We start from the raw sequence: 11,995 nt of genomic DNA on the forward strand, positions 1-11,995 counted from the left end.
GGTTATGACATCTAAAGGCTCAAAACCCTTGCACCCTTTGTGGGAAATCAGTGGATAATTTTAGAAATCGATCGAGAACCCCAAGATTTGCAAGCTGTGTGGCGGCTAGATTCGATCGCTAGACTTATTCAGCAAGCCCTAACTAGCGATCGAATTAGGCGATCGCTGCCATTGTGACATCATTGGTAGCAAGTAGATCCTGAAGCTCTTCCGAATCAACAGTTTCCTTATCAACCAACATATTGGCTAGTTTGTCTAAGACGTGCTTGTTGCCGAGTAGGACAGCCTTAGCACGACGATAAGCTTCTGCTACTAATTGGCTGACTTCATCATCCACAATTGCCGCAGTCTCTTCGGAGAAGTCGCGTTCGGATGCGATATCGCGACCGAGGAACATATTCCCTTGTTGACGACCGAGGGCGACGGGGCCGAGTTTCTCACTCATCCCAAACCGCATCACCATTTGACGGGCGACACGAGCGACTTGTTGAAGGTCATTGGAAGCACCTGTGGTGACTTCTTCTTCACCGAAGATGATTTCTTCGGCGATCCGACCGCCGAGGGCGACAGCCATTTGGTTTTGAAGGTAGGAACGGCTATATAAACCAGATTCCATCCGATCTTCGCTCGGAGTAAACCAAGTTAAACCGCCAGCGTTACCACGCGGGATGATGCTAATCTTCTGAACGGGGTCATAGTCGGGCATCAAGGCACCAACGAGGGCGTGACCAGCTTCATGATAAGCAACTAGGGTTTTGCGCTTCTCGCTCATCACGCGGTCTTTTTTCTCTGGCCCTGCTAGGACACGATCGATCGCGTCGTTGACTTCATCCATCGAGATTTCAGTCAAGCTGCGACGGGCGGCGAGGATTGCGGACTCGTTGAGGAGGTTGGCTAGATCGGCACCTGTGAAGCCAGGAGTCCGGCGGGAAATACGTTCGAGATCGACATCTTTAGCAAGTGTTTTACCACGAGCGTGAACGTTGAGGATTTCCAGACGACCAGCGTAGTCAGGACGATCGACAACTACTTGACGATCGAAACGACCTGGGCGTAAAAGTGCGGAATCAAGGACATCAGGACGGTTGGTAGCGGCGATGATAATAATCCCCGTATTGCCTTCAAATCCGTCCATCTCGGTCAGCAACTGGTTGAGGGTCTGTTCCCGCTCATCATTACCACCACCGAGTCCTGCGCCCCGTTGGCGACCCACTGCATCGATTTCATCAATGAAGACGATACAAGGAGCTTGGGCTTTAGCTTGCTCGAACAAGTCACGGACACGGGATGCACCCACACCAACGAACATTTCGACAAATTCCGAACCAGAAATACTAAAGAATGGCACGCCAGCTTCGCCGGCAACTGCCCGAGCGAGGAGGGTTTTACCAGTACCTGGAGGGCCGACTAAGAGGACACCTTTGGGAATCTTGGCACCGAGAGCGGTAAAGCGATCGGCATTTTTGAGGAAGTCTACGACTTCGTTTAGTTCGAGTTTAGCTTGGTCGATACCAGCTACATCACCAAAAGTAACTTGGGTTTGGGGTTCCATTTGGACGCGCGCTTTGGATTTGCCAAAGTTCATCGCTTGGTTACCAGGGCCACTTTGAGCGCGACGGAGCAAGAAGAATAGACCTACCAATAATAATACTGGGAAGAATAAGCTACTGAGGACACGGAACCAGACGCTTTCATCATTCTGAGGGAGAACATAAATGTTTCCTTTGACATTTGCAGTCAGAATATTGATTAGCTGGTTGTCGTTGGGAGGTAGGTTGACGGTCATTTTCGTCCCATCTTTAGCCTGTACTAATGCACGGCTGCGATCGGCACTCAGACCGACGTTCTCAATTTCACCCTGTTTTACTTCTTGGATAAATTGGCTATATTTTAAAGTTTTTTGGGCTGGGGGCTTCGGTTCCAAAAATGTAGTCGCCAGAGCGATCGCCACAACTGCCAACAGGACATAAAGTCCGGCATTTCTCCACCGCTTATTATTCACTCGAAGGTTCTCCTATATATTATTTGGTGACTGGTAACAGTTTACAGGGCTTGGTATCAACCAAATGTTTACCCCTCGTTTCCTCCAGTCTGCGCTATCGGCAATTTACTGTATGTTATCTCTCTATTAACTTATGTTAACCTTTCTCTCATTTTATTGATAGGGTTTTTTGAACAAAGTTGAGATTTGGCAACTTTCGAGCATCGACATTTTCAGCTTTGTCTGGACTCCCAGCCACCGCCCAAGCATCGGCTACAACTCGATTGCCAGGAATTTGGTCTTATATTCTAGTCTACCCACAGGAGTGATGACAGTATGAATCGGGATCGGGTGGATTACCGAATTGCTATAGCAGATCGCTGCCAAATCTTTTACCCACTCGGCATCCCACTCGATTTCTGATACCGCTCGATTTTGCTGTTTGAGCGATGACAAAATTTGCGATCGCATTATTCCCGGCAAGATGCCAGCACTCAATGGCGGTGTATACCAGCAGCCATCGCGATAACCCCACAGATTGCCCGTAGTAGTTTCGAGCCAGTCACCACGATCGTTGGTGAGGATGGCTTCTTGAATGTTGCTGTTTCGCGCCTGTTGGAGGGCTAACCAGGGTACGAGATAGTTGCCTGTTTTGTACTGGGGGAGCGTTCGCGTAGCGTTGCTGTAAGCAAATCGAGTCAATTGTCGATCGGCAATAATTACCGTTACACCCTGTTGTTGCCATGTGGCTAATTGAGGTGGTAATTCACGTCCAGTAATCAATTCTCGTCCGTCAGGAAAGATCGTAATTCGCAAGACGGGAAACGATAATAAGGAGTCTACGCCCGATCGCACTCGCACCCAGTCAGGCTGACACCACCCAAAATCTGAGATACTCGATCGCAAGCGTTCGCAGTGCAGCTCGAAAATACCTGTAGACAATTTATCGGTTCTAAACGTCGTAAAAACTGTCGCTCCATATAATAAGCCAGGATCGCTAAGATCTAGCTCGATCTTTTGAGACTCGATCGATCGCCCACAATACCAATACATATCACCTGCTTGCTAAAATAGTGAAGAGTTCGAGGACATCAGCGATGACACTTACTACCGCCAAATGGACGATCGCCGAATATCATCAATTAGTCGAGACAGGATTGCTTGACGACAAGCGGGTGGAGCTATTAGAAGGAATCATTGTCGATATGCCACCAGAGGGAATGCCTCATGCAGTTTATTGTGACGAATCAGCGATCTATCTTAGAACATTATTGGGAGACAGAGCTAAAGTCCGCGAAGCTCACCCGATTACGCTACCAAATGACTCCGAACCCGAACCAGATATTGCGATCGTTCGCACCCCCAATCGTCAATATCTAGCTCACCATCCCTATCCAGCGGATATCTTTTGGCTGATTGAATACGCCAATACAACACTACGCAAAGATATCACCGACAAAAAGCGTGTATATGCGGCAGCGGGAATCGCGGAATATTGGGTTGTAAATTTACAGATTCCCGAACTGATTGTATTTCGAGATCTGGTGGACGATACTTATCAAACTGAGACTAAATGGGCGACTGGAACTATTTCCCCATTATCATTTTCCGATCTCCAGATCGATGTCACCAAGCTATTCACTGTTTAACACCCATAACTTAATTCCCCGATGACTGCAACTTTGCCCCCTTGGATCGTCCTCGATCCTCATCTGATTCAATGGCTCCAAGAAGATATCGGCAGAGGCGATCGCAGTACCCAAGGATTGCCGAATATCGACCGGGTGGCTACAGCCATCTGGATTGCCAAGGAGGCGGGGATTGTTGCGGCTCTGCCAGTCGCGAAACGAGTTTTTGAGCTTTTGAATCCTCAAGCCAAATTTCAACCCGTGGCGGCGGAAGGATCGCCATGTGTACCAGGACAACCGATCGCCGAGATCGCTGCCGATCTGGCGACGTTATTGATGGGCGAACGCACGGCTCTAAATCTGGCAATGCGTCTCAGTGGCATTTCTACAGCTACCCGCAAATATGTTGACTGTATCGCTGATTTACCCACTCAACTAGTAGATACCCGTAAAACTACTCCTGGTTTACGGTCGCTCGAAAAATATGCAACTACTGTCGGTGGCGGAGCCAATCACCGCGTCGGTTTGGATGATGCAGTGATGCTCAAGGACAATCATATCGCCGCAGCGGGCGGGATTACTGCGGCGATCGCAGGTATTCGGCAGCACATCCCTTATCCACTAACGATCGAAGTCGAAACCGAGTCATTGGCGCAAGTTAAAGAAGCGATCGACTGTCATATAGATATTATCATGCTCGATAATATGTCTCCAGATCTGATGCGTCAAGCAGTGGCAATGATTAGAAAAGCCAACCCTCGCATCAAAATAGAAGCATCAGGAAATATTACCCTAACGACTATTCGCCAAGTCGCGGAAACTGGCGTAGACTATATCTCCACTAGCGCACCGATGACGCGATCGCCCTGGCTGGATTTGAGTATGCGAATTGACACTAAATAATTGAGCCGGATGATTTCAATCACTGAGATTATTTACAATAAATCTAACCGATCGAGCCATCCCCAATGAGCAAAACCGTCTTAATCACTGGCGCATCCACCGGAATTGGACGAGCGACAGCGCAGCTATTTCAGCAACAAGGCTGGAATGTAGTCGCCACCATGCGCTCTCCAGAGAAATCCACCGAACTAGCCAACCTCCCCAATGTGTTATGTTTGCCATTGGATGTGACCAAGGTTGATACGATCCCTGCGGCGATCGATCGGGCGATCGCTCAATTTGGGGCGATCGATGTGCTGGTAAATAATGCTGGCTACGCCCTGATTGGTGCCTTTGAAGCCTGTGACATGGCAGATATTCGCGGTCAATTTGAGACCAATGTCTTTGGTTTAATGGAAGTCACTCGCGCAATTTTGCCTCATTTTAGGCTCCGTCAGCAAGGTATTTTAATCAATGTCGCATCGATCGGGGGGCGAATGACATTCCCGATTTATAGTCCCTATCATGCCACCAAATGGGCTGTAGATGGTTTCTCTGAGTCATTGCAATACGAGCTACGCCAGTTCAACATCAAGGTCAAGATTATCGAACCTGGTGCGATTAAGACGGATTTCTATAGTCGATCGATTACAGTTGCCAAGAAAGCGGGGTTGACGGTCTATGATGACTATCTCCAGCGGACTTTACCCAAAATGGATAAAGCTGGCGAAAATGGTTCGGCACCAGCGGTAACCGCTGGTGCCATCTACAAAGCCGCAACTGATGGTAGCTGGCAGTTGCGCTATCCGGCTGGTGGTAATGCGACCTTCCTCCTGGGGTTGCGGAAGCTGCTACCAGAAGCGTGGTTTATCGGGATGATCCGACGGGGACTAGAGCTATAGTTCTACAGCTCTACAGCTCTCTAAATGTAATGACCGCTCGATCGCATCGTTCGGGTTAGGCTCGGTTAAAGTTGGGCGATGCACTGCCGCTCCCGAACTGACGTTATCTGACTCCAATTACCACAACTATGCTGCATCACATTTCGATCCGCACTGCTGATATCCATCGCTCGATCGCTTTTTATGAATGTCTGGGATTCACACTCAGCGAACGGTTTACGACTGGCTACACCCTCGCTTGCTGGCTGGAAGGCTTGAGCGGACGGCTGGAGCTGATTCAGATTCCCGAACCCCAACCAGCCGCAGATGCTTTTGGTGACGAGCACTATGTTGGCTATTATCACGTTTCCTTCGATCTGACGGATCTTGCGCCCGATTTGACGACTTGGCTGCGGGACTTGACAACTAGATTGCAAGCAGCAGCCCAACCAGCACCCACAATCCTCCTCGCACCCGCTCAGCAAATTATCGGTACAAACGTGTATGAAGTAGCTTTCCTAGCCGATCCAGACCGCTTACCCCTAGAGTTGATTCACCGTAGCCGACCGATCTAGCCACAAAGGCTCAACTTAGCATCCACACTTCGACTCCGCTCATCAGTGCCAGCCATTCACCATCCACTACCACAATCCAAATTTGTCCCTCAGCAGAAACTATGTAAAGCAATATTAAGATATGACGTCATAATGTTTTGACAGCTTGACAGTTAAAAAGTCACAAGTTAGAGTAGTTACATACCCGGGTAAAGCAGTTGAAAATCGTATGGAAGACAAGCAAAAGGTCACTTTGTACCTGACGCCACAACTACATCGTCAGTTGAAAATTCGATCGGCAGTAGATGCTGACTCGATGTCTAACATCGTAGAAAAAGCTGTGGAATTCTATCTCAACCACTCCGATGTGGTAGATGGGGTTAAGTTCAATGGTTCGACGCACCAAGTTTATAGCTGTCCTGAATGCGAACATCCAGTCGTTATCAGAGATGGAGAAATGGTCGCTCTGGGGCAACAACCAGGGATACTAACTGAAGAGCGGACGGATTCTCAACCGAGCAAGGTAGGAGTTTCTCCTCATTCTCAAACGCAGCAAGACCTAGCGGTCGCCGCTGGATAAAGACCGCTCATCATCACTGTGTTGGCAGTCGATTCTCCAGGGGAGAGGCTACAACGAGGCTAGCGTAGTCACCATCTTTAGAGGATAGATACTCATGCAAGAAGAGCTAAATATTCTAATTCAGGCTCAATATCCCCTCATCTACTTGGTTACCGCCGAGGAAGAGCGCGCCGAAAAAGAAATCGCCGCGATCTCACAGATGAAGCAGCAACCCCGAAAGTTGTTTGTATGGACATTGACTCATGGGATGGTGGAGCACGGACAAGCCCGGACTACCCAGCACAACACGATCTCACCCGAAGCTGCGATCGAATGGACGACTAGACACAAGGAACCAGCGATCTTTGTCTTCAAGGATTTACACCCTTTCAAAGATTCAGCGGCGGTAACTAGATGGTTGCGGGACGCTATTGCTAGCTTCCAAGGCACCCAAAAAGTCATCATCCTGATGTCGCCGATCCAGCAAATCCCGATCGAGCTAGAAAAAGAAGTTGTAGTTCTTGACTTTGCCCTACCTAGTCTAGGTGAACTCGATCGAGTCCTATCCAACCAACTAGATCGCACTCGCCAAAATCGCCTTTCCAATGAGGGACGCGAAAAGCTCCTCAAAGCTTCACTGGGATTGACTCAAGATGAAGCTGAGAAAGTATATCGCAAAGCTCAAGTCAAGCGCGGCAAAATTACCGAAGCCGAAGTTGACATCATCCTGTCAGAGAAAAAGCAGCTCATCCGGCGCAATGGAATTCTCGAATTTATTGAAGAGGATGAAACCATTGACTCAGTTGGGGGCTTGGAAGAACTCAAAGGCTGGCTGGTACAGCGTTCTGGTGCATTTAGCGAACGAGCGCGCACCTATGGATTGCCGCAACCCAAAGGGATGTTGATCCTGGGCGTACCTGGCTGTGGGAAATCACTGATCGCCAAAACTACTTCGAGACTGTGGGGTTTACCCTTGCTCAGATTGGATATGGGTCGTGTCTATGATGGCTCGATGGTAGGACGATCTGAAGCCAACCTGCGTGGTGCCCTCAAGACGGCTGAATCGATCTCTCCAGCGATCTTGTTTATCGATGAGCTAGACAAAGCCTTTTCGGGAGCAGGTTCGGGAGACTCCGACGGGGGTACATCCAGCCGCATCTTTGGTTCATTCCTGACTTGGATGCAGGAAAAAACCTCACCCATCTTTGTGATGGCAACAGCCAACCGGATCGAGAAACTGCCAGGTGAGTTCCTCCGCAAAGGACGATTTGATGAAATCTTCTTTGTAGACTTACCCACACAGTCCGAACGGGAAGCCGTATTCAGAATTCACTTGAGTAAGCGTAACCGAGATTTAGAACGCTTCGACCTGGAGCAACTGTCTAAAGTTGCCGATGGCTTCTCGGGAGCTGAAATAGAACAAGCTTTGATCGCCGCTATGTATGATGCCTTTGCTCAGAACCGCGAGTTCACGCAACTAGATATCATCGCCGCCATCAAGGCTACTCTGCCCCTCTCGCGGACAATGACAGACCAGGTAACAGCTTAGCGAGATTGCGCAAGACAGCGAGCGCGTCCCGCCGCTGCCTCAGTCGCTGAATACCACCGACTGGAGTTTTAACCAAGCTTGCTCCGCCTATCGGAGTCAAGGTGCTAGTAGATTCGATCGGGCGCACAACAACCCGACCGACACTAGCGAGGAGACCAAACTCGATCGCCTGACAAAATCGATCGATTGCCGTAACAGTTCAAGTTGTCGTTTCGCCCAACTCAATTATTCGAGGAAACCGATATGTCTCACTTTAGCACTCTCCGTACCAAAATCACTGACGCTGAAATTCTCAAAACTTCCTTGCGCGATCTTGGCATTAACGTCAAGACAGAAACAGATTTACGCGGCTACCAAGGTCAGCGCGTTCGTGCTGATATCGTCGCTATCTTGGAAGGAGAGTACGATCTAGGTTGGTCTCGCAACAGCGATGGTTCCTTCGACCTTATCGCTGACCTCTGGGGCGTCGCCAAAAAGCACAACCAAACTGAGTTGATCAACTCCATCAACCAAAAGTACGCAGTTAACAAAACCTTGTCTGAAGTACAACAACGTGGTGGTCTCCAAAACGCCAATGTTACTCTGGTTCTTCAATAGTAACTGTTCTACCCATTCCCAAACTAAAGGGGTCGATCTTGAATAAGATCGACCCCTTTTTGTCATCATTTTTTTGGCTTTGTTCTTGACCTTTTAGCAACCAATATTATGACTTCAATTAATGCCAACGCCGCTGGTCAATTCACGCTCGGCGATCGCGCGATCGCGCGGCTGGGCTTCGGTGCCATGCGACTCACGGGTACAGGGGTGTGGGGCGAACCCAAAGATCGAGCAGAAGCACTACGCGTCTTACAACGCTTGCCCGAACTGGGCGTCAATTTCATCGATACCGCTGATAGCTATGGCCCTAATGTAGCCGAAGAGCTAATCGCTGAAGCTCTCTACCCGTATGGCAACATGTTCATCGCTACCAAGGGTGGACTGACGCGGACGGGGCCAGGGAGGTGGCTGCCAGTCGGTCGTCCTGAATATCTGCGCCAGTGTGTACTCATGAGCCTCCGTCGTCTCAAAGTAGAGCAGTTGGATTTGTGGCAACTACACCGGATCGACCCCAAGGTACCCCAAGACGAGCAATTTGGCGCGGTCGCTGATTTTCTCAATGAGGGGCTGATTGCTACTGCTGGACTCAGCCAGGTTTCGATAGCAGAGATCGAAGCTGCCCGCAAGGTGTTCCCAGTAACTACCGTACAGAACCGCTACAATCTGACCGATCGCGTGGATGAAGCGGTACTTGACTACTGTACGCAGGAGGGGATTGGCTTTATCCCCTGGTTTCCACTGGCTGCTGGGGATCTTGCCCAGTCAGGCGGCATCGTCGAGACGATCGCCAAGGCACATGGGGCGTCATCCGGTCAGATCGCACTAGCTTGGATACTCAAACGCAGTCCCAACATGTTACCAATCCCTGGTACGAGCCAAGTCTCTCACTTAGCAGAGAATGTCGCTGCCGCACAAGTCGAGCTATCAGATGATGAGTTTGAACAACTCGATCGCACATCGAAAAGCCTCAGTGCAGTTTAACGAAGCGCAGGGGTTTAAATCCCCTGCCCAAAAAAACTTCGCTGTCAACTGTCAACTGTCAACTGTTTATTTGCTTGAGAGGATGCTGATGGGTATTTTAGCTCGGTTGGAAATTTGCCGATTGCGTATCTAGATTGGGTCGATCGGTTGAAGGTTGTTTATCATCTATTACACTAGATGTAGAGCCAATAGACTGCTCCTCGATCGCTATTAATTTCTGATTATGTTTGACCAATTAGCCGAAAGTTTAGAATCAGCCTGGGTAAAGTTGCGCGGAAAGGACAAGATCAAGTCCGCGAATATTCAAGATGCGCTCAAGGAAGTCCGCCGCGCCTTGCTTTCGGCTGATGTAAACGTCCAGGTGGTCACAAATTTCGTCAAGGAAGTCGAACTCAAAGCCCAGGGTGCAAACGTAATTTCAGGAGTGCGCCCCGACCAGCAGTTTATCAAGATTGTCTACGACGAACTAGTCAAGACGATGGGGGAAACCAACAGTCCCCTCGCAAATGCCGACCAAAAGCCAACGGTGATTTTGATGGCGGGTTTGCAAGGTGCGGGTAAAACAACGGCTACGGCTAAACTCGCGCTGCATTTGCGGAAAGAAAATCGGACAACATTGATGGTGGCGACTGATGTCTATCGTCCGGCGGCGATCGATCAGCTCATCACGCTGGGCAAGCAAATCGACGTGCCAGTGTTTGAAATGGGGACGGATGCCAATCCGGTCGAAATTGCCCGCCAAGGTATCGCGAAGGCACGGGAACTGGGCGTAGATGTGGTAATTGTCGATACGGCTGGACGCTTGCAGATCGACGATCGGATGATGACGGAATTGGCGGATGTTAAAGCCGCTATTCAACCGGATGAAATCTTGCTGGTAGTAGACTCCGCCATCGGTCAGGAAGCCGCTAATGTCACGATGACATTTAACGATCGGATCGGCATTACTGGGGCGATTTTGACCAAATTAGATGGGGATACGCGCGGTGGGGCGGCTCTATCCGTCCGGGCGATTTCCGGTCAACCGATCAAGTTTGTCGGTGTGGGTGAAAAAGTCGAAGCTCTCCAGCCATTTTATCCAGAGCGGATGGCATCGCGGATTCTGGGAATGGGGGACGTGCTGACGCTGGTAGAAAAAGCCCAGGAAGATTTCGATGTCGCTGATGCGGCGAAATTAACTGAAAAAATTCTCGAAGCCAAGTTTGATTTCAATGACTTCATCAAGCAGATGCGGTTGTTGAAAAATATGGGTTCGCTGGGTGGTCTGCTCAAGATGATTCCTGGGATGGGCAAGCTCTCTGACGGTCAGCTAAAACAGGGTGAAGACCAGCTCAAGAAGGCTGAAGCGATGATTCAGTCGATGACCAAAGAAGAACGTGGCAATCCCGATTTACTCGCTAGTACCCCCAGTCGTCGCCGTCGGATTGCCAAGGGTTGTGGTTATACCGAAGGCGATGTGAGTAAGCTGATCTCCGAATTTACGCGGATGCGAAGCATGATGCAACAGATGAGTATGGGGAATTTTCCTGGCATGGGCGGCGGTCAACCTGGTGTGCGGGGTGGTCAACCTGGTGCGCCTGCAATGAAAGCCAAGAAGAAGAAAAAAGGTTTTGGGACGCTGTAACGCTGGCATGACTGGCAGATTCAGACTCAATATCACTACTTTTCCGCCGCAGTCTTGAGATTGATGCCCAATACCTGAGTATAAGCTCCCCGCGCTTGCGTCACCCCGATCGTGCGATCGGCTGCTTCAATCATCGGACGACGCAGACTCACTACCAAAAATTGCGCTTGATTGGCTTGCTTGCGAATCATCTTCGATAGGCGTTCCACATTCGCTCCATCCAGGAACATATCGACCTCATCGAAGGCATAGAAGGGCGATGGGCGATAGCGTTGGAGAGCGAAGATAAAACTTAGAGCTGTGAGGGATTTCTCGCCCCCAGACATCGAGGAGAGCCGCTGTACGGGCTTACCTTTGGGGTGAGCGACGAGATTTAAACCACCAGCAAAGGGATCTTCGGCGTTTTCTAGTTGGAGGAAGCCATCACCGTCAGAGAGTTCGGCGAAGATGTTTTGGAAGTTGGCATTGACGGCATCGAAGGCTTCGCTAAAGGCTTGTTGCCGCAGGGTGGTGAAGTTTTCGATGCGGAGGAGGAGTTCCATGCTCTCGGCTTCGAGGGTGCCAAGTTTGTCGCTGAGTTCTTGGAGGCGGTTGTTGGTTTCTTCGTAGGCTTCGAGGGCGAGCATGTTGACGGGTTCCATCCCTTCCATCCGTTTTTGGAGGAGGCGGATTTGGGATTGGAGGGATGCGAGATATTCGTCGGTTTGGGATTCGGGGGGAAGTTCGGGAAGTTCGGCGGGAAGTTCGGTGCGCTGGGTG

Annotated in this window: 10 protein-coding genes and 2 pseudogenes; 9 read left to right on the top strand and 3 right to left on the bottom strand. The window is 49.9% G+C overall.

Annotated features, from left to right (window positions below; all coding sequences use genetic code 11):
- Positions 1 to 154 precede the first annotated feature (154 nt).
- Both ftsH3 and ACEW9I_RS21245 read right to left on the bottom strand, forming a co-directional pair.
- Positions 155 to 2,002: an ATP-dependent zinc metalloprotease FtsH3 gene (gene ftsH3, locus ACEW9I_RS21240; protein WP_373542319.1), complete on the bottom strand. Its 1,848-nt coding sequence runs from the start codon at positions 2,000 to 2,002 to the stop codon at positions 155 to 157.
- Positions 2,003 to 2,254: 252 nt separating this feature from the next.
- On the bottom strand, positions 2,255 to 3,034 hold the full coding sequence (locus tag ACEW9I_RS21245; RefSeq protein WP_373542320.1) for an aminotransferase class IV: 780 nt from the start codon (positions 3,032 to 3,034) through the stop codon (positions 2,255 to 2,257).
- A gap of 44 nt (positions 3,035 to 3,078) precedes the next feature.
- Here ACEW9I_RS21245 and ACEW9I_RS21250 point away from each other — a divergent pair, with 44 nt between their 5' ends.
- From ACEW9I_RS21250 to ffh, 9 genes and pseudogenes are all read left to right on the top strand, one after another.
- A complete protein-coding gene (locus tag ACEW9I_RS21250; protein ID WP_373542321.1) occupies positions 3,079 to 3,630 on the top strand; it encodes a Uma2 family endonuclease in 552 nt (183 codons plus the stop codon).
- A gap of 21 nt (positions 3,631 to 3,651) precedes the next feature.
- Positions 3,652 to 4,512 carry a carboxylating nicotinate-nucleotide diphosphorylase gene (gene nadC / locus ACEW9I_RS21255; RefSeq protein WP_373542322.1) on the top strand — a complete coding sequence of 287 codons (861 nt, stop codon included), beginning with the start codon at positions 3,652 to 3,654 and terminating at the stop codon, positions 4,510 to 4,512.
- A 65-nt stretch (positions 4,513 to 4,577) separates the two neighbouring features.
- A complete protein-coding gene (locus ACEW9I_RS21260) occupies positions 4,578 to 5,393 on the top strand; it encodes an SDR family oxidoreductase (protein WP_373542323.1) in 816 nt (271 codons plus the stop codon).
- 131 nt (positions 5,394 to 5,524) lie between these two features.
- Complete coding sequence (locus ACEW9I_RS21265) at positions 5,525 to 5,947, top strand: VOC family protein (RefSeq protein ID WP_373542328.1); 423 nt, start codon at positions 5,525 to 5,527, stop codon at positions 5,945 to 5,947.
- A 208-nt stretch (positions 5,948 to 6,155) separates the two neighbouring features.
- Positions 6,156 to 6,506 (top strand): hypothetical protein, encoded by a 351-nt coding sequence (locus ACEW9I_RS21270; RefSeq protein WP_373542324.1) that lies wholly within the window; start codon positions 6,156 to 6,158, stop codon positions 6,504 to 6,506.
- A 94-nt stretch (positions 6,507 to 6,600) separates the two neighbouring features.
- A pseudogene (locus ACEW9I_RS21275) lies at positions 6,601 to 8,106 on the top strand (AAA family ATPase).
- A gap of 171 nt (positions 8,107 to 8,277) precedes the next feature.
- A complete protein-coding gene (locus tag ACEW9I_RS21280; RefSeq protein WP_373542325.1) occupies positions 8,278 to 8,631 on the top strand; it encodes a DUF1257 domain-containing protein in 354 nt (117 codons plus the stop codon).
- A gap of 108 nt (positions 8,632 to 8,739) precedes the next feature.
- A complete protein-coding gene (locus ACEW9I_RS21285) occupies positions 8,740 to 9,612 on the top strand; it encodes an aldo/keto reductase (protein ID WP_373542326.1) in 873 nt (290 codons plus the stop codon).
- 223 nt (positions 9,613 to 9,835) lie between these two features.
- Entirely contained in the window at positions 9,836 to 11,236 is a 1,401-nt protein-coding gene (ffh, locus tag ACEW9I_RS21290) for a signal recognition particle protein (RefSeq protein ID WP_373542327.1), read from the top strand.
- Between the two features lie 35 nt (positions 11,237 to 11,271).
- Here the strand turns inward: ffh and ACEW9I_RS21295 are convergent.
- A pseudogene (locus ACEW9I_RS21295) lies at positions 11,272 to 11,995 on the bottom strand (chromosome segregation protein SMC); the annotation flags it as partial.

It is taken from the genome of Chamaesiphon sp., from assembly GCF_041738855.1.
GTDB lineage: Bacteria > Cyanobacteriota > Cyanobacteriia > Cyanobacteriales > Chamaesiphonaceae > Chamaesiphon.